Origin of the sequence: Caldimonas brevitalea (genome assembly GCF_001017435.1) — a bacterium.
GTDB lineage: Bacteria > Pseudomonadota > Gammaproteobacteria > Burkholderiales > Burkholderiaceae_C > Caldimonas > Caldimonas brevitalea.
The window spans coordinates 4,894,047-4,912,927 of record NZ_CP011371.1; the positions used below are offsets into that span (position 1 = coordinate 4,894,047).

General features: G+C 68.2%; 15 protein-coding genes. 12 read left to right on the plus strand and 3 right to left on the minus strand.

Annotation, left to right across the window (positions count from 1 at the left end; translation table 11 throughout):
- Positions 1-635: 635 nt before the first annotated feature.
- The 8 genes from AAW51_RS30495 (at position 636) to AAW51_RS20660 (ending at position 8,833) form a co-directional block, all read left to right on the plus strand.
- Positions 636-992 carry a DUF1294 domain-containing protein gene (locus tag AAW51_RS30495; RefSeq protein ID WP_047196108.1) on the plus strand — a complete coding sequence of 119 codons (357 nt, stop codon included), beginning with the start codon at positions 636-638 and terminating at the stop codon, positions 990-992.
- A gap of 156 nt (positions 993-1,148) precedes the next feature.
- Positions 1,149-1,754: a TetR/AcrR family transcriptional regulator gene (locus AAW51_RS20630; RefSeq protein WP_047196109.1), complete on the plus strand. Its 606-nt coding sequence runs from the start codon at positions 1,149-1,151 to the stop codon at positions 1,752-1,754.
- Between the two features lie 60 nt (positions 1,755-1,814).
- Positions 1,815-2,936, plus strand: coding sequence for an alkene reductase (locus tag AAW51_RS20635; RefSeq protein WP_047196110.1), 1,122 nt, complete (start codon positions 1,815-1,817; stop codon positions 2,934-2,936).
- Positions 2,937-2,941: 5 nt separating this feature from the next.
- Positions 2,942-3,697: an SDR family oxidoreductase gene (locus AAW51_RS20640; RefSeq protein WP_238947655.1), complete on the plus strand. Its 756-nt coding sequence runs from the start codon at positions 2,942-2,944 to the stop codon at positions 3,695-3,697.
- Positions 3,698-3,709: 12 nt separating this feature from the next.
- Positions 3,710-4,540 (plus strand): enoyl-CoA hydratase/isomerase family protein, encoded by an 831-nt coding sequence (locus AAW51_RS20645; protein WP_047196112.1) that lies wholly within the window; start codon positions 3,710-3,712, stop codon positions 4,538-4,540.
- Between the two features lie 405 nt (positions 4,541-4,945).
- On the plus strand, positions 4,946-6,205 hold the full coding sequence (locus AAW51_RS20650; RefSeq protein ID WP_047196113.1) for a hypothetical protein: 1,260 nt from the start codon (positions 4,946-4,948) through the stop codon (positions 6,203-6,205).
- A gap of 424 nt (positions 6,206-6,629) precedes the next feature.
- On the plus strand, positions 6,630-7,031 hold the full coding sequence (locus tag AAW51_RS20655; RefSeq protein ID WP_238947656.1) for a DUF3592 domain-containing protein: 402 nt from the start codon (positions 6,630-6,632) through the stop codon (positions 7,029-7,031).
- A 707-nt stretch (positions 7,032-7,738) separates the two neighbouring features.
- On the plus strand, positions 7,739-8,833 hold the full coding sequence (locus AAW51_RS20660) for a c-type cytochrome (protein WP_238947657.1): 1,095 nt from the start codon (positions 7,739-7,741) through the stop codon (positions 8,831-8,833).
- A gap of 115 nt (positions 8,834-8,948) precedes the next feature.
- Here the strand turns inward: AAW51_RS20660 and AAW51_RS20665 are convergent, their stop codons facing one another.
- A complete protein-coding gene (locus AAW51_RS20665) occupies positions 8,949-9,734 on the minus strand; it encodes an RNA polymerase sigma factor (RefSeq protein WP_157359992.1) in 786 nt (261 codons plus the stop codon).
- 125 nt (positions 9,735-9,859) lie between these two features.
- Positions 9,860-11,305: a serine/threonine-protein kinase gene (locus AAW51_RS20670; protein WP_169788062.1), complete on the minus strand. Its 1,446-nt coding sequence runs from the start codon at positions 11,303-11,305 to the stop codon at positions 9,860-9,862.
- Between the two features lie 908 nt (positions 11,306-12,213).
- Here AAW51_RS20670 and AAW51_RS20680 point away from each other — a divergent pair.
- Together AAW51_RS20680 and AAW51_RS20685 are read left to right on the plus strand one after the other, a co-directional pair.
- Complete coding sequence (locus tag AAW51_RS20680) at positions 12,214-15,924, plus strand: DUF2339 domain-containing protein (RefSeq protein ID WP_047196116.1); 3,711 nt, start codon at positions 12,214-12,216, stop codon at positions 15,922-15,924.
- A complete protein-coding gene (locus AAW51_RS20685) occupies positions 15,921-17,366 on the plus strand; it encodes a DUF3999 family protein (RefSeq protein WP_083438463.1) in 1,446 nt (481 codons plus the stop codon). The genes AAW51_RS20680 and AAW51_RS20685 overlap by 4 nt, the downstream gene beginning before the upstream one ends.
- Positions 17,367-17,536: 170 nt before the next feature.
- Here AAW51_RS20685 and AAW51_RS28440 read toward each other — a convergent pair whose 3' ends face one another.
- The gene (locus AAW51_RS28440; protein ID WP_053013812.1) at positions 17,537-17,971 is read right to left on the minus strand and encodes a DUF4148 domain-containing protein; all 435 of its coding nucleotides are present in this window, start codon (positions 17,969-17,971) and stop codon (positions 17,537-17,539) included.
- A gap of 367 nt (positions 17,972-18,338) precedes the next feature.
- Here AAW51_RS28440 and AAW51_RS20695 point away from each other — a divergent pair, with 367 nt between their 5' ends.
- Both AAW51_RS20695 and AAW51_RS20700 read left to right on the plus strand, forming a co-directional pair.
- Positions 18,339-18,605: a hypothetical protein gene (locus AAW51_RS20695; protein ID WP_157359994.1), complete on the plus strand. Its 267-nt coding sequence runs from the start codon at positions 18,339-18,341 to the stop codon at positions 18,603-18,605.
- Positions 18,606-18,640: 35 nt separating this feature from the next.
- Complete coding sequence (locus AAW51_RS20700; protein WP_157359995.1) at positions 18,641-18,877, plus strand: hypothetical protein; 237 nt, start codon at positions 18,641-18,643, stop codon at positions 18,875-18,877.
- Positions 18,878-18,881 lie beyond the last annotated feature (4 nt).

Here is an 18,881-nt window from a genome sequence, read left to right on the forward strand (position 1 = left end):
TGCGCACGGAGCCGGCCTTGGTCTTTTAGTTCGTCGTGATGCGTCGGCCGGCACTGCCTCGTTGGCCTGCCTGTCACGCGTCAATGTCGAGCTCTAGAAAGTTGAAGGGCACGGACGAAGACAGGCAGGCAGGCAGGGACGTGGCGAGCGCATGACAAGCGCAACATTGCATTCTCATCGCCAGCCCGCCGGAACACACTCGCTGACTGTGTAAGGTGCGCTACAGCTCACCAGGAGTGTGTCTTTTCCGCGTCGGTGCAGGTACTGCCGTCCGCTTCACTTCATATAGGAAGCATTCGAGGGCCGGTTGAAAGTGGTGGCGGCGCAACATGCTGATGACATTAACGAGTTGTTGCGGCGCTGTTCGACGCCGGCTGTCGCCCGCAATCGCTGCCGATACAGCTCAGCGTTTCGATCGCGTCGCTCGGTGCTACGATCCGCCGCGCTATGTGCTGATGAGACGAACAGCACGCCACTGCCTTCCCTGCCTGCTTGCATCCCGAACCTTGAGCCTTCCTCCCACCGCGAAGAGGCGCCCGAAAGCGCCGCAGCCCTCCTCCCGTCCCCTTGTTAGCCGCAAGCCGCGAGAGCAGCCCCGCACTTCGCGAGAGCAGCCCCGCACTTCGCGGCCCGCCATGCCGGTGAGCAGCATCGCGATCCTGGTCTTCGTGGCCATCTACCTCGCGGTGGCACTGACCTGGTCCGTGCCTTCATGGTTGATGGTCGTCTACCTCGCCGCAAGCTTTGCCTGTTTCGTCACCTACGCGCTCGACAAGGAGGCCGCGCGAGCAGGCCGCCGAAGGGTCCCTGAACGCACGCTGCACTTGATGAGCCTGGCGGGCGGATGGCCGGGGGCCCTGCTGGCCCAACAGTGGCTCCGGCACAAGTCGAGCAAGCCGTCTTTCCAGGTCCGGTTCTGGGCTACCGTGGCCTTCAATGTGTTGGCGTTCGTCCTGCTCAACTCGCCGTGGGTGGCGGCCCTCACGCGCTAGGGCCTGGGCCCTCCGCACGAGCACGGCCTCCGTCTCGATCGCGGAGGATGCGAACCGTTTCCTCCGTCCCGACTGCAACTGGCCCGAGCGCGTGGGCATGCCTCCCCTGTCGCGCAGGCGTCACAAGTTCAAGACGACTGGTCATATATTTCCTAGATGGCTCGCATCGCAGGAAGAACCAGCACACCCGAACGACTCTTGGTCGCAGGCCGAGAGCTGTTCTCCCGGTGCGGCTACAACGCCACCGGGATCCAGCAGATCACCGATGACGCAGGAGTACCCAAAGGGTCCTTCTACAACCACTTCGAAAGCAAAGAGGCATTCGCCGCAGCCATCATCGACCAGTACGCGGCGGAGACGCGGCAGGCGTGGTCGCGCATGATGGAGCGCGCGCCGGCGCAACCGGTGGCGGCGATCTCTTATGCGTTCGAGCAGATGATTGCGCACAACGAACGATCCGCCACCTGGACCGGCTGCCTGATCGGCAATTTCGCTGCGGAAGTGGCTGATTCCAGTGAGCTGTGCCGGCAACGTCTTGCGGTCGCGATGAGGGGCTGGCGCACCATGCTCACGCCCCTGATTCGCAAGGCGCAGACCCTGGGTGAAGTCCGCGACGACGCCGACCCCTCCCAACTCTCGGCCCTGGTGTGGGATGCCTGGGAGGGCGCACTGCTGCGCACCAAGCTCGAGCGGTCCGCCGCGCCTTTGCGTGAATGTTTCGACCTCATCCTGAATTGTCTTCTCCGCCCGTCGCGTCACTGACGGGCGGCGGCCGACCTTCGATCCGTTTTTCTTCACTCTCTGCAGCGCAGATCTCATCTCATGGGCAACCCAACCGAACGTTTCCTCACTGACGCCTTGTTCGAGCCGATCAGCCTCGGTCAACTGAAACTCGCCAACCGCATGGTGATGGCGCCGATGACGCGCAATCGGGCCGACACAGGCAATGTGATTGCCGACATGACGGTCGAGTACTACGCGCAACGCGCTTCGGTCGGCCTGATCATCGCCGAGGCGACCCAGGTGTCCGAGACGGCCCAGGGTTATGCCGATACCCCGGGTTTGCATACGCAGGAGCAGATCGCGGCCTGGAAGAAAGTGACCGACGAAGTGCACCGTCGCGGCGGCCGCATCTTCGTGCAGCTGTGGCATACCGGCCGCATGTCGCATGTCAGCTTCCAGCCCAACGGTCAGGCGCCGGTGGCGCCGTCGGCGATTGCCGCCAAGGCCAAGACCTATCTCGCCGGACAAGGTTTTGTCGACACGTCGGTCCCCCGTGCGCTGGAGACAGCCGAGATCGCCGGCATCGCGCAGGACTTCGGCCGCGCGGCGGCCAGCGCCATCGAGGCCGGGTTCGACGGCGTCGAGATCCATGCGGCCCACGGTTACCTGATCGATGCTTTCCTGCGCGACGGCTCGAACCATCGCACCGACCAGTACGGCGGCAGCATCGAGAACCGCGCGCGTTTCCTGCTCGAGGTGATGCAAGCGGTCATCGGCGCGATCGGCGCGGAACGCTCCGGCATCCGCCTCTCGCCGGTGTCGCCCGTCAATGACTCGAGCGAAAGCAATCCGCAGCCGCTGTTCGAGTACGTGGTGCGGGAGTTGGAGAAACTGCATCCCGTCTTCATCCATGTCGTCGAAGGCCATACCGGTGGCCCGCGCGACAACGCGCCCTTCGATTACGAAGCGCTGCGTCGCCTGTATTCCGGCATCTGGATGGTGAACAACGGCTATACGAAAGAGATGGCGGTCGAGGCGATCGCGAGCGGTCGTGCCGACATGGTGTCGTTCGGTCGGCCGCTGATCACCAACCCCGACCTGCCCCGCCGCTTCCGCGAGAACGCCCCGCTCAATCCTCCGTACAAGGATGCACCGCTGTACGGCGGCGTCGGGCCGCACGGCTACATCGACTATCCGGCGCTGCCCGCATCCGAAGGTTGATGGGCATGCACTTCTCGGGACGGGTTGCCGTCATGACCGGTGCCGGCCACGGCATCGGCCGGGCCACGGCCCTCGCCTTTGCCGCGCAGGGGTTGAAGGTGTTGGTGGCCGACGTCGACATCGCGGGCGGCGAGACAACCGTGGGCATGGTGCGTGACGCAGGCGGCGACGCCTCGTTCATCCGGTGCGACGTCACTTCCGAAGACGATGTCCGCACCTCGATGGACACCGCCGTGTCCCGGTTCGGCCGGCTCGACTACGCCTTCAACAATGCGGGCATCGACATCGAACGGACCAAGCTGGCCGAAGGCAGCATGGCGGAGTATCAGGCCATCATGGACGTCAATGTCCGCGGCGTCTGGCTCTGCATGAAGCACCAGATTCCCATCATGCTGAAACAGGGTGGCGGCGCCATCGTCAACACCGGCTCCACGTCCAGCTTGCATGGCGCGCCGCGCATGAGCATCTACGCCGCGTCCAAACACGCGGTGATCGGTCTGACGAAATCGGCGGCCATCGAGTACGGCAGGAAAAACATACGGATCAACGCCGTTTGCCCTGCCGTGATCGACACCGACATGTACCGGCGCGCCGTTGCCGAGGACGAGCGGGTCGAGAAGCAAGTGCTGTCCGCCCACCCGGTCGGCCGCATCGGTCGCGCCGAGGAGGTGGCCGGCGCGGTGCTGTACTTGTGCAGTGACGCCGCGGCCTTCACCACCGGCATTGCCCTGCCGGTGGACGGCGGTTTCTCAGCCATCTAGGAGAACGGATCGATGAGCACCTATCGAACCCTGCGTCGCGAGGACAGCCACGGCGTGGCTGTCATTCATTTCAACAATCCGCCGATCAATCTGGTCGACCGCGCTTTGCTCGTCGATCTGATCGCGCTGACGAAGGCGCTGGAAGCGGATCAGGACATTCGGGTGGTGATCTTTCGCAGCGACCATCCCGACTTCTTCCTGGCGCACTACGATCTGGCGGGCGAGGTCGGCGGCAAGCCGCGGCCCCTGCCGGAAGGCATGGCGAGCCCCCTCAGCACCTTGTTGACGCGGATCAGCCGATTGCCGCAAGTGACGATCGGCGAACTGCAGGGCCGCGCCCGTGGTGCCGGCAGCGAGTTCCTGCTGGCGCTGGACATGCGATTCGCGTCGCGGGAACGTGGCCTCCTCGGGCAACCGGAAGCGGCGGTCGGTCTGCTGCCCGGGGCCGGGGGCACGGTTCGGCTGGCGCAACTGCTGGGCCGCGCCCGTGCGCTGGAGGTGTGCCTGGGTTGCCACGACTTCGACGCTGAACTGGCCGAGCGCTACGGCTGGATCAACCGGGCCTTGCCCGACGCAGAGCTGCCAGCTTTCGTGGACGCGCTGGCGCGCCGCATCGCCGGTTTCCCGGCGAGCAGCATCACCCATGTCAAAGCGGTCGTCAACAAGGTGACGGAACCCGATCCCCAAGCGTTGATCGAAGAATCTCAGCGTTTCGTCGGCAACATGTATTCGGACGAAACCCTGAAGCGCGTGGCATGGATGGTCGAGCAGACCAACAAGAGCGGCAGCACCATGGAGATGAACATGGGGCCGCTGCTCGATCGGTATCCCGCCGAGATCTGACGCCTGCTTCGCTCGGGCCCACGCCCGAAGGTGCATCATCCGACGACGCCCAACCGGCCCCGGTTGGGCGTTTTGCGTTGTGAGTTTTGCGTTGTGAGTTCAGTGCAACGGTGCGAGGGTCGAAACCGACCGAGCCGCTCGGCTCACAGCCTCCTCGCCCGGCGCTTCTGATTTCAGGCCGTCGCTTCGCATTCGCGCCGCGGCCCCCCGGCGTTCTTCGAGAAAGTGAAGTCATCTGACAAAGCCGACAGGTTGAGTGCCGGCCCGCTTCACCTGGGGCCGCGCCGGCATTTGCCACGACACCAGGGGCCTTGAGCCGTGCGCGACAGCTCGCTCGCCGGGCACCGGCTCCAACATCCGCTGCAAGCGGACGGCTGCGTCATCACCCAACCCTCCGGAGGAAAGATGCAGAGCGTCAGCTTCAGTCCCGCCCCACTCGCCATCCTTGCGCAGCAGCAGCCGTGCCAGCCCAAAACCCAGCAAAGTGCGCTGACGCCCGAGATCCAGGCCGCGCTGAGTTTCCTGATGCTGGCGGTGGCTCAGCAACTCGCCGGCAGGCTCAAGCAATCGAGCCAGGCACAGCAGCAGCCGCAAGGGGGCAATCCCCTGGCCTTCGCGCCATTGCTGGCACCGCTCCTCCTCGCCGGGGCAGCCAACGCCCACAGTTCTTCCGGGCAAACCGGACCCGGCTCGAACGTGGGATGCGAAGGACCGACGCAGAGCAAGGTGCAGACGAGCAACGGCGAGTCCTCTGCAAGCGGCCCGCCGGCAGGCTCCCCCTCCGGCGTGCCGGGGGCGCCCGACAAGGTGCCCCAGCGCAACGACAAACCAGCCGGCAACCACAGCGTCGACGACTACCTCAATGCGAACAACGGCCTGCTGCGCAACCTCGGCAACCAGGAGGGCGTGAAAGACAAGCTCAAGGAGCGCTATGGCAACTGGGAGGACCCCAACCGCAGCGAGGCGGAGCGCAAACAGTCGGCCTACAACGCGTCGCGGCACGTCGGCACCATCAAGCACAAGCAAGCCTGGGACGGCACGGACCGTGGTGACGTGACGACCAACGGCAAGATGGAAGGTGCGACGAAGGACCGCGAGATCCGCGCCGGCACCGAGATGGCCGCACTGAAGGATTCTCTGAAGGGGACCGGTGCGGAGCAGGACAAGAACACCAACGACATCCTCGGCAACCCCAATCTCGCCAAGACCAAAGACAAGCACGTGCGCAAGAACGGCACCAACCGCGACAACGCGGAGGTGATCGCGCGGGACATCGGGCAAGGCTTCCTGAAAGGCCTCTCGGTGGTCTTCGGTGGCGTGGCGAGCTTGGTGAGCAAGACGCTGGGCCGCATCCCGGGTCTCGGCAAGCTGTTGGCCGCACCCACCGACGCCTTGTTCGGCACCCTTTCCAACTACACCAAGGCCGGTTCCGAGATCGTGGGCAAAGACCTGACCGGACAGGAGAAGCAGGACGTGCTGGACACCGCCGGGCGTAAGTCCGCCGGCAATGCCGCGGGGGCTTTCGTCAAGATCGTCGATCCGACCGGCGCCCTCGCCGGGGTCGTCGACAACGCCGTGCAGCATGCGATCGACCCTGAGAAAGTGGCCCTCGATCCGGGCAAGGGAGCGCTGGACGGTCTCGACCGGACCGGCCGTCTCGTGTAGGACCGACGGGTGTGAGCAGGCGGCGTAGACGCCGGCCCAGCAGGTCGAGCGGGGCGCACCGGCAAACGGCGGCAGCCGGCGCCGGTGGCTCCGAGCGGCCCTTGCGGACCGGCGGCGGCACTTCCAGTGTTGGCGATGCCAGCGACGCGGCACTCTTCGCACAAGGTCCGCCAGCTTTCCATCCATCACCGACTGGCTGCCATTCGAGGGAGCCGCGGCGCCAGATCCTTCACGACTGCCGCCATTTCATCCCAGCCCAGTGCGACGGCTCATGAGACAGTGCGAGGCAGATCTGTGACCTCCTGCTTGCTTCCATGTCTCGAAAAACCCGCCGTCAGCGGCCCCCTAAGGTGAGCGAGGGCTCGACCTATGCCCTCCTTTTTTTGGGCCCTTCATCATCGGTCTTGGCTTGTACTTGTGCGCCTTGGCCAGCCCGGACGTGCGCGATACGTGGTTGCTAGAGGCGGAAGCACGCCGCGCAACGGGGACAGTGGTCGCGATGCAGATGCGCGGAGGCGGCCGCAAGAGGAAGCTGACCTATGTACCGACCATCGAGTATGACGCTGGCGGGCAGATGCGCCGGTTCACACCAAGCGGGGTCAGCTCGACGAAGCCGTACCAGGTTGGAGAGCGATGGCCGGTTCTCTACCGTCCAGCCACGCCCACGACACGCATCCTCGAAGACGTGGAGCGACGCATGCCGCTGTGGGTCCTGCCGTCGACGTTCGTCGTCTTCTCGCTCGGCATTGCTGTCGCTGGCGCACTGATGCTGCGCCACGGGGTGCGGCAGTTCAAGCTGCTGATGAAGACACCCCAGCACTATTGAGGTGGCCGTGCGCAGCGTTGAATCGACCATTTCGAAGTCATCGGAATGTCGATGAGGGGTCCACGCAGACCGTCTGCGCGGCCACAGGTCCTCATCTGTCTTGTCATGGTCTGCCGGCCTCCGTCCGGCCCCGGTCATCCACCCCCTGCACGATGACAGGCTGAAAGTTGTCACCTTTCGGATGCTGCTGCGTCTAATGACCATCGCTGCTGGCAAAACTCGTTGTGCCAGCCGAAAGGCCACGCTGATGCCCATGCCGCCTTGCCGACCACCTCCCACGCCTGCACCGAGCTCGAACTCGGGCTGCCGGTGCTTCCAGCCGACGCCTCCGAGGCGTAGGACGTGTTACAGCAGGCTGCCGCACCGCTGGCCATGCTGCAGGCCTGCGGGCTGATGCCGCGGCACTGCCAGCGTCCCACCTTCCCCACTCTTCAGCTCAACAGGAGATGACCATGACAGGTCAGGGTACCCCTTTGCCGATCGATTCCTTTCCTTCTCACCGCGCCGTGCCGCTGCGCGGCTCAGGCCCGCCGCCCGTGTCTGCCAAGACGCCCCTCCCCTCCATCGGTGACATCGCCCATGCTCCTTCCAGGCCTCAGTCGACCCTGCGGTCCGTCAAGGCGCCCGCGGCCGCGCTGGCATGCGCGTTGGGGCTCGCCGCGTGCGGCGGCTCTGACAGCTCGGCCCCCCAGAGCGACCCGGGCCCCGTGGCAGAGGGCCGGCAAACCTTCCGCCACGACACCTTCGGCAACGAAGCCCACTGGACCGGCGTCCTGAAGCTGCACCAGGTGATCGAATCGGCGGTGGACCCGAAGACCGCCCTGTCGGTCGGACTGAAGGTGGACGCCGACGCGGTGCCATCGGCGGTGCTGCAGGCGATCCGCAACGGCACGGCCGACCTCGACAGCCCGGCCACCACCCTGGCCCTGATCCAGGCCGATGCGGTGGTGGGCGTGAAGGGCACCGTGCAGACCATTGACGGCGTGCAGCGGCTGACACGGGTCGGCATCACCTGCGCGCTGTGCCATTCCACCGTGGACGACTCGGTGACCCAGGGCATCGGCCGGCGCCTCGACGGCTGGCCCAACCGGGACCTGGACCCGGGCGCCATCATCGCGCTCTCACCCGCGCTCGACGAGGTGACCAAGGCGGTCTACCGCTCCTGGGGGCCAGGTCGCTACGACGCCCGTTTCAACATGGACGGGCAGAACAAGCCCGTCGTCATTCCGCCGGCCTACGGCCTGGCCGACATACACCGCATCACCTTCACCGGGGATGGGGACAGCATTGCCTACTGGAACCGCTATGTCGCCGTGACCCAGATGGGGGGCCTCGGCAGCTTCTCCGAGCCGCGCTTGGCGGTGAACGTCCGTCACGGCACCGAAGACCGGGTCGACGCCAAGCTGGATGCCTTGCAGGCCTATCAGCTTTCCCTGACAGCACCCAAGGCGCCTGCCGGCAGCTTCGACTCGGCCGCGGCGGCCCGTGGACGGGTGCTGTTCGCCGGCAAAGCGATGTGCATCACCTGCCACAGCGGCGACACCTTCACCGATGCCAACGAGCGCCTGCACCCGCTGACCGCGTCGATGGCCGAGCCGGAGACACCGAGCTACGCCTCGCGCTCGGCCACCAAGCTGTACCGCACCAGTCCGCTCAAGGGGGTGTGGCAGCACCCGCCGTATTTCCACGATGGCTCGTCACCGACGCTCGAACATGTGGTGGAACGCTATAACGAGCGGCAGCAGCTGCAGCTCTCGCCGCAGGAAGTGCAGGACGTGGCGCAGTACTTGAAATCGCTTTGAGCTTCCCGGGCCGCTGTCTGCCGCGAGTCGGCGTGCGGTGTACGGTCAGACATGCCCGTGGAAGTTCCGCCGCGGGCCTCGCCAGCGCGGCGCGCGCGAGTGCCCGTGCCCTGGATCACAGGCGCGTCGGCCTGCTCCGGGACAACGGGTCGGTCTCACCGGGAGGGGTCCCAAGGAGAAGCAATGGGGTTCGGTGCGCCCGGATCAGCCCACGTGCGTGCAGTTCGGCCAGCACGGTGGCCACCACGGCATCGCACCGCTCGCCAGCGAAGGTATGCACCCGCTGTGCGGCGACCCCGACCTCGGCGCCCAGTTCGCTGCGTAACATCGCGCGGGCCCGCAGAAACCGGGTCTTCACGACGTCGGGCGTCACGGCGAGGGTTTCGGCCGCTTCTTCCACGCTGAGCTCTTCGACCGCCCTCAGCATGAACACGCTGCGGTAGATGGGCGGCAGCCGGTCGATCGCCTGCTCCAGCAGTCGGCGCACCTGGGCCTGCGCAGCCTGCTCCTCGGGGCCGGCCGGGCCGGCGCCCGTCTCGCTCAAGGTGCGTTCGGGGCCGTCTTCAAGCACTTCATCTGGGCTATCCATCTCGATCCATCGGCTTTTCTTGCGCTGAATGGACACCGCGACGTTCATCGCAATGCGTGCCAGCCAGGTGGCCAGCGCCGACGCACCGCGCCAGCCCGCGATCGCCGTGAAGGCGCGCAAGTAGGCCTCCTGCACCACGTCTTGCGCCTCGGCGTCGTCTCCGACGATGCTGCGCGCAGTGCGGAACATCAGGCGGTTGTGGCGCCGCATGATGGCTTCGAAGGCGCAGGCGTCACCAGCCAGCACCGACTCCACGAGTTCGGCGTCGGTGCGGGCGTCGGAGGTGGGCAAGGCGGCGCGGGGCATCGACATTTCGGCTTGAACCAACAGTTTCGTCAGCGGCGATGGACATTAGACGCGGCGGCGGGCGAAAGGTGACAGTGCCTTCGCCGATCGCTCGGTCGACCTGGCTCGCAAGGGGCACTGGCCTTTCTAACTCATCGCCCCCCGCACGACGGGCCGGCAGGAGGGGAGCACGACGTGCGGCCCTGTGCCAGATCCTCGCGCACCTCCCCACTGCCGGTCCGGTTGCGCTGCGCCGGGGGCAGACCGGAGACGGACACGTTCGCCAGCTGCCGCAAGGCGTCGAGACGCCTCTCGGCCCGTTCGCGCTGCTGCTGTGTCTCATAGGCTCGCTGCACCGCCGTGACCAAGATGCCCGCGCAGGCCGAGGCGCCGACCAGCGCCATGCCGAACGCCGCGCGGTGGCGCAGCAAGAATCGCCGGATGCGGTAGCCCCACCCGTCGCGTCGGGCGGACACCGGCAGCCGCGCCAGGCAGCGCAACACGTCGGCACCGAATTGCTCTGCCGTCGCATAACGTCGCACAGGCTCCTTGCGCAGGGCCATCAGGGCGATGGCATCGAGATCGCGCTGCAGCGAGGCTGGCAGGCGTGCGGGCGCGACGGCCACACTGGGCGGCAACGGGTCGCTGCGCCGGATCGCCTCGACCAGCTCGTGGTCGCTGCCGGACACCTCGGTCGAGTAGGGTGAAACCGCCCCCAGCAAGCGGTACAGCAACACGCCCAGCGAGTAGACATCGCTGGCCGTGGTGATGTCGCGGCATTCCACCTGCTCGGGGCTGGCATAGGCCAGCGTCGCCGCGCCCCCGGTGATCTCGCTCGTCGCGGCGCTCGGCTCGGTGTCCACCTGTTTGGCGACCCCGAAATCGAGCAGCTTGACGTCGCCCTGCGGGGTCACGAGCAGGTTGCTCGGCTTCAGGTCGCGATGCACCACACCACGCCCGTGTGCAAAGTGAACCACGCGGCACACGCTGCAGAACAGGTGCAGACGCTGCTCGACCGGCAGTTGGTGCCGGTCGACGTACACGTCGATCGGCTCGCCGTCGATCAACTCCATCACGAAGTAGGGCCAGCCGTCGTCGGTCACGCCGCTGTCCAACACCTTGGGCACCTGGGGATGGTCGAGCCGGGACAGCAGGCGGCGCTCCGCCTGAAGGCGGGAGATGGACGCCTCTTGCTCGTCGCCGTCGCGTGCCAGCTTGATCGCGACCTGCTGCTCGTAGAGACCGTCCGCGCGTTCGGCTCGGTAGACCTCGCCCATACCGCCGCGCCCGATCAGCGCGACGATGCGGTATGGCCAGAACTGCTGCCCGATGCGCAGCACGCCGTCCGGCGCGTCGAGGGCCGGTGCCATTGCGACGGCCGCCGGAACCTGCGAGGCGCGACCCGGGGCTGTGGCTTCCATCATCGACCCCAGTTCCTCCGCCAGCACGGCGTCCTCGGCCGCCACGCGGGTAACGAAGGCGCTCCATTGCGAAGGCGGCAGCGTCAGCGCGTCAGCCAGCAAGCTCTTCAGGCGCTGCCACCGAGCGGGGTCGAAATCTCCGGTAGGTTGCGCGTGACGAGTCTCGCTGGAGTGCATGGAGCGGTTTTTTGGGGCAGTGGGTCGGGGAACCGGCATCCCGAGGATCGGTTCAGCCGCGGGGGCAGCGGCTGCCCAACTCGCGATCCTGCTTTAGCTTAGGCGGGACTGGCTGCGGTACAACTACGCTGCTCCGTAGGCTGCCGGCCGCGGTGTCGCTTCTTTCGTCTGTACGACAGAGGCGGCTCGACGATGTGGGGTGGCCCTGCGGCACGCCCCGGGGCGTGAGGACGGTCCGGGTATGCGTAGTCCCCGCGGGCGGGGTTCAAGTTGCGGCGCCCATCCAACGCCGTCAAGGCATACGGGAAGTACACCCCGGGGCTGCCCTGAAAGCCACCGGGCGGCACCCCCTGTCCGGGCGTTGCCGCCCGGCGAGAAGCCTCCTATCCTGCGGCCCCAAAAGCCACACGGCCGCGACTGGAACGCGACCACCGCCGCGCACCCGCGGCGGACATCACCACGAGGACTGGGGGAGAGGGGAATGAACCGCACGCCTGCAGCGCCACCGCGCAAGGTAGCGCTCGCGTCGCAAGGCGGGGACGAGGCGGCGTCGGGGGACGCCCTCGTCGAGCCTACCGCGGACGGCACGCCGGTGCACCGGCCGCGGCCTGAGCGACGCCTCGCGGCAACCTTGGCGTACACAGTCCGCGCCGATGATCTGACCGGTCTGCGCGCTCGATGAGGCCCGGGTTGTTGTCGCCGGCCCTGTCCGTGGCCGTGCCGACCGCGCGTCACACCGGTCAGACCCATGACACCGCCCCGGGGTTGCGCCGCGCGCGGCAAATCCTGCACCGCCACGATCCGGACAGCGTGTGGGCCACGACCACACGCTACAGGGTACCGTCCGCGATGAACGACATGCGCACCACCACGCCGCGGCGGCGGCCGACCATCGAAGAAACGAGCGTATGAAGATACTTGCTGCACTGATCGGCGCGGTCCTCGGCGGACTCTCGTCCGGCCTGCTGGGCGCCCTGGTCGGCCTCGTGCTGGGACCGGTCCTGGTCACGCTGCTGCGGAATTCCGCGAAAGACAAGCCGCCGCCGCAGGACAGCGCCGACCTCTCGTCACGCCGCTCGAGCGGCCTGGAAGCGCGCGTCGCCGCGCTCGAGCAAGAAGTCGCCGGCCTGCGCCAGCAGGTGCAGCGGCTTTCGCAGGGTCTGACCGAGGAAGACCGGCCGATCTTCGACTCGACGGCCCCACCCGAGACGCATGCTGAGCGGCCGCCCGTACCACCTTCTGCGCAGGCCACCGCCCCCGCCGCGGCACCGGTCATGCTCCCGGCCCGCGCCCCGCAAGTCGCTGCAGCAACGATGGCGGCGCCCGCCGTGATCCCGCCCATGCCGGCCCCGCAGCCGTCTGCGGTGCTGCCGAAGGCAACGGCCGCGCCCACTGACGCCGTGGGTGCCGCGCCGGCCAGGCGCCCGCCCCCACCCAACACCCCCGCGGCCCCGCCACCCGTGCCGCTGCGCGACCGCCTGCCGCCGTTCCTGACGCGCTGGATCTTCGGCGGCAACACCATCGTCAAGGTCGGCGTCCTGATCCTGTTCCTCGGCCTGGCCTTCCTGCTGCGCTACGCCGCGGAGCGTGTCACGGTGCCGCTGGAGTGGCGCTACGCCGGCGTGGCGCTGGTGGGCGCCGCGCTGCTGGGCCTGGGCTGGCGGCTGCGCTCGCGAGCCGATGCTGCCGGTGGTCAGGGCTACGGCTTGATCCTGCAGGGGGCCGGCATCGGTGTTTTCTACCTCACCACGCTGGCGGCGCTGAAGCTGCACGAAACGCAGGCGCTGCTGACGCCCACGGTCGCCTTCGCCTTCATGGCTGCCGTGTCGCTGCTGGGCGCCGTGCTCGCCGTCGCACAGAACGCCCCGTGGCTCGCACTCGTGTCGGTCGCCGAGGGTTTCGCCGCGCCGGTGCTGGTGTCGACCGGGCAGGGCAACCACATCGCCTTGTTCAGCTACCTCGCCATCCTCGACCTCGGCATCTTCGCGATGGCCTGGTTCAAGGCGTGGCGGCCGCTGCACCTGGTCGGCTTGGCCGGCACCTTCACGCTGGCCAGCGCCTGGGCGCAGCGGCACTACCAGGACGCGCTCTATCCCAGCACGCAAGCCTTCTTGCTGCTGTTTTTCCTGCTGTTCACCGCGATCGGCGTGCTGTTCGCGCGGCGGGCGCTGGCGGTCGAGCCGGAGCAGAGCGCTCCCGCCCCATCCTTGTCGTCGCGCGCCGTAGAAGCCCTGAACCAGGTGGGCCGGGTCGACAGTGCGCTGGTCTTCGGCGTGCCGCTGGCGGCGTTCGGCCTGCAATACCTGCTGGTGCAGCAGCGGCCGTTCGGGCCCGCCTGGGCCGCCTTCGGTTTTGCACTGTTCTACCTGCTGCTCGGCGGTGCGTTGCTGCGCGGCGGGCACCGGCGTTATGCCCTGCTGGGCGAAGCCTATGTGATCGTCAGCGTGATTTTCGGCACGCTGGCGATCCCACTCGCGCTCGAAGGCGAGTGGACCGGGGCGACCTGGGCCGTGGAAGCCGCCGGCATGTACTGGCTGGGCGCACGCCAGCGCCGACCCTATGCCCGCGCGTTTGCGCTGGCCGTGCTGGCCGGCGCGCTGGTGCGCCTGGCCACGGGCCTCGGGCTGGACCTGCAGCCGGGCACGCCGCTGCTCACCGGCTCGGTGCTCGGCGCCGCGCTGCTGGCCGCCAGCGCCGCGGCGATGTATCTCGTCTTCCGCCGGCTCCCGGCCGACCAGCGGCCCGCCTGGGAAGCGGCCAACACGCTCGCGCTGCCCTGGTGCGTGAGCCTGCCGCTGGCCGCCATCGCCTGGATGCTGCTGCCGCCGCCGTGGGCCAGCGCCGCCACCGCCTGGCTGGCCTTTGCCTGCACGGCACTGCAAGAGCGGCTGCGCCTCGGCGTGTTGCAGGCCAACGCCGGCGTGTTGCATGCGGTCGCGCTGGGCGGCCTCGCCTCGACGCTGCACACGGCGCAGGGCGCCGCGATGCTGAGCGATGGCTGGCAAGGCCTGGTGCCGGCGGTGCTGATCGGCACGGCCCTGCTGCTTGGCGCCCGGTTGGAGCTGCAGCGCGGGTGGCAGGCCGCATCCAGGTCGAAGGGCGCCGTGAGCTGGTCCTGGGCGAGCAGCGCCGGCCTGCTCGCGGGCCTCGGCGTGCTGAACCTCGGGTTGTTGTACCTGATGCCCGCAGAACGGGCGGCGCTGGTCTGGCCCTGGGTCGGCCTCGGTGCGCTGTGGGCCGGGTTGCGCCTCGGACATCCCGCGCTCTCGCTCGCCTGGGTCGTGCTGCAGTGGGCGGCGGGCTTCGCCGCACTCGCCTTCGGGCCCCCGTTGTGGCAGACCGCGCCCACCCAAGCGCCGTCACTGTGGGTACCGCTGGTGTTGACGGTCACCGGGCTGATCGCCGGCGACTGGCAGCGGCGCGTCGGTCCGCTGCGCCCGAAAGGTGGGCTGAACGCCTGGACGCGCGAGCCGGCGCTCCAGTGGGGCATCGTCGGCTGGAGCCTGGCCTGGTGGGCGGCAGCGCTGCCGCCAGAGTTGTACCGTTGGCTGCTGCGACGCGAGACGCTGCTGCTGTGGCCAGCGCTCCTGACCGGTTGGGTGCTGCTGACCTCGATCGGCGTGGTGGCGCTCGCCCGCGTGCGCCGTTGGCCGGTGCTCGGCCAAGCCAGCGCTTTGACGGTGCCGGCCTGGGTGGTGGCGGCGGCGATCGGCCCCGCCGTGGCCGGCCTCCTGCCCTCGAGCCAGTTCGGCTGGCTCGTGTGGCCGCTCGCGCTGCTGTGGCACGGTGTGCTGCTGCGCGCCCAGCAAGCCTGGTGGCGGCCGCAGCAGCTGCAACCGCTGCACCTGCTCGGCTTCTGGTTGTTCCTGCTGCTGGCCGCGCGCGAAGGCCAGCTGCGGATGTCGGCCCTGGGAGATCCCGGCTCGGCCTGGCCCGCGCTCGGCTGGATGCTGGTGCCGTCGTTGTTGCTGGTGCTGCTGACGCGTCCCCGGCTGCAATCGCGCTGGCCGCTGCGCGAACACCGCGACACCTACCTGATCGCCGCCTGCGCACCGCTCGCGCTCTACCTGCTGGGCTGGCTCTGGCTCGGCAACCTGGGTTCGGGCAGTGCAGCGCCGTTGCCCTATCTGCCGCTGCTCAACCCGCTCGAACTCGGACAGGGGCTGGTGTTGCTCGCGCTGGTGTCATGGCACCGTGCGCTGGCGCCGCGCATCGCGCAGTGGGTCTCGCCGGCTGCGTTACGCGCTGTATTGGGGGCGACGGCGTTCGCGCTCTACACCGGGCTGGTGCTGCGCGCTTGCCACCACTGGGCCGATGTCGCGTGGACGCCGCAGGCGCTGTTCGACTCGACGCTGACGCAAGCCGCGTTGTCGGTGGCCTGGTCGCTCGCGGGTGTGGGTCTGATGCTCGCCGGGCATCGTCGCGCCCATCGGCAGCTGTGGGCGGTGGGTGCGGTGCTGCTCGGCGTTGTGATCGCCAAGCTGTTCGGCGTGGAGTTGGCCGACCGCGGCAGCCTCTATCGCATCGTGTCGTTCATCGTGGTCGGCATGCTGTTGTTGCTGGTCGGCTACTTTGCGCCCGTCCCGCCCAAGCAGCGCAGCGCGCAGGTGAGCCCATGAGACGACGACCCACCCCCCGCCGCTACGCCGGCCTCTTCGCCTGCCTTGTCACGTGGGCGCTGACACCAGCGGCCTTCGGTGCCGGAGGTGCAGAGCTGGTGCTCCACGGCACCGGCCCCTACTTCACGCTGCAGCTGCCGATCGCGCTGCCGGCGCCGGCGGCAGCGGCCGCATCGCCCAACAACCTGCGCGTGCTGAACGGCCGCGGCGAAGTGCTGCCCTTCGCCTGGGACGACGAGGCCGCGCCGGTCGCCGTCGAGCAGCTGCAGACCGTGCCGCTGTTCAAGCTGCCGGGCGCACGCGCTGCCAACGACCGCCCGCGTGCAGGCGCCGAGCCGGGCTGGATACTCGACACCCGTGAGGTGAGCGGCACCCTGCAGCGCCTCGAGCTGGAGCTGCCGGAGAGCACGCGCGGGATGTTCACCTTGCAGGTCTCGGCCAGCGACGACTTGCAGCAGTGGCGCGTGGTGCGCGCCGCGGCCCCGGTGGTCGCGCTCCAACATGCCGGCCAGACGCTGCGCCAGACCACGATAGAGCTCGCGCCCCTCTCGGCGCGCTATCTCAAGCTGAGCCTCGCACAGCCCGGCACCCTGCCCGAGCTGATCGGCGCCCGCGTCGCCAGCCTTCGCGAACAGGCGCGCGGGCCTGAGCTGCAATGGACCGACCCCATCATGCCGAGCCGGTGCGACGCCCGCCACTGCGACTACCCGTTGCCGCCCCGGCTGCCCGTCGAACAGCTGCAGGTGATGCTGCATGAAGCCAACACGCTGGCCCTGATCGAGGTGCTGGGCAGCGTGGACCCGGAGCAGCCGGTCGCCGCCGCAGCACGCCACGGACTGCGCGAGCAGCTCCGTGCGGTGCGCCGCAAGACCGAGCCCGCGGCCGAACCGGCCTCGGAGCGCCATTGGGTCGGCCTGGCGGCGGCCACAGTCTATTGGCTGCGGCTGCCAGAAGCCGAGCTGAAGTCGCCGCCGTTGCCACTGGCCGGCAGCCAGCACGCCCAGCTGCGGCTGTCGAGCGCCGTGCCGATCTCCCAGCTCGGCCGCCAGCCCCCCATGCTGAGGGCGGCGGCCCGCACCCGCTCGCTGGTGTTCCTCGCGCGCGGTCCCGGCCCTTACCAGCTGAGTTGGGACGCGCCCCCGGCCGGGCCGCCCGCGCTGACGCTCACGCAGCTGATGCCCGGGCGTGCGGCCGCGGCCCCGCTGCCAACCGACCGGGCAACGGTGATGCTGGCCCGAAGCGCCGCCGTGGCCGTGTCACCGGGACCGACGCTGACGGTGCCCCAGCCCTCGCACCCCCGGGCCGCCGCCCCGTCCGGCGCACCCGGGTTGTGGGCGGTGCTGTTCGGCGGCCTCGCCCTGATGGCCTGGATGGCCCGCTCGCTGCTGAAACGCCCGGTCCGGCAAGACGCAAGGGCCCGCGCGCCGTCCGACCGACCCTGAGCGCGCTGCGCGCCCGGGCCCTGCCAGCCGCCTGACCTGTACCGAGGACCCGGGTGCTTTTCGTCTGGAACCGGAGCCATGACGACAAAACCCGCCGAAGCGGGTTTTGCTGTAGGTGCCGGGAGGCGGTGTCGGCGGCCTCTGGCTGAGAGGGCCACCGGCCGTGCTCATCAGCCGCCGATTTGTTCGCGCTTGGCGTCTTCGCGGTTGCGGGCCGTGGCGGTGCGCCCCTGCTCCGGGAACACACTGGCTTCACCGCTGAACACGGGCAACACGCTGGCGGCACGGGCTTCGGCCAGTTCCGCTTTCACCTCGGCGCGGGTCTTGCCGGCGACCGGGCTCGCCGTGAACCGGCTGTCCTCGCGGCGGCCGGCGAAGGCGGTGCGGGAGGTCGCCTCCGGGAACACGCTGGCTTCGCCGCTGAACACCGCCAGCTGGCCTTGTGCGCGCGCTTGGGCCAGTTCGGCCTTCACTTCGGCTCGCGTCTTCACCGAGGCGTACTTGGCGTGGAAGTTGTCGTCTTCGGGCGTGGCTTCCTGCGCAAACGCGCCGGCGGCGGCAAAGGTGGTCATCACGGCGACGATCAATTTCTTCTGGACGTTCATGGTGCTACTCCGTTCTTCAATCAGGTGATAGGTCCGGGTCGGGCGGGTAAGCCGTCTGGCCCATCGCTGAGTCGCAAGCGTGATTCGTTTGTGCTCATCGATGGGATGAACTGTAAAGATGCGGAAACTGAAGAAAAACGGGGGCCACCTCAATGGATTGTTTCCAAAACAGAAACAGACGCCACATGGACGCCGCGACGCTCGCCCCCTCGAGCAGGTGGGGAGCCGCAGCTCTGCTGCACAGGCCGTGAATTACTGCACGCTCTCCTTCGTCACGTCGGTGAGACACTGCTGGCCGTAACAAAATTTAACGAAACCTGCGGTGCGGATGACCTCCAGCGCCCAGGCCTGAACGAGGGGTGCAGAGATGATCAGTTGGCGAGGGTTGGGTTTTCTTGGATTCATGATTCCTTTGGCGCTCTGGGGCCTCGCCTTGTCGATTTGGGGCCACGACAACTTCGCCGCGGCGCGCGTCGCGCTCTTGCTGGCAGCGGTGCTGGTGTGGGTGATCGGCAGGAAACTGAATCAAGAAGCGCGGGAAGAGGGAGACGAAGAGCCGCATCAGGCCTTCGGGTTTCCGATGCAGTGGTCCGTGCTGCTCGCGCTCGGCGGCGTTTTTCTGACGTTCCTGTGAACGTCCGGCCCGTTGATGTGTTGGAGGGCAGATTCGTGAACCACCCGCGTCGCAGTCTCGTGCTGGCCGGCTTGCTGCTGGCGATTTCGGCTTCGGCCCGCGCGCTCCCTGAGGCCGGCGCTCACGCCCGCATCCCCCTGGTGCAGGCGAAATCATCGGCGCGCCGCTCCATCGGGGGCGGGCGGCGCCGATGGAGCGGTGGCAAAGTGCTGTTTGTGTTGGGGGGGCTGATCGCCGTCATGACCTACGTGGTCTGGCCGCGAAAGAAGTAGCGTC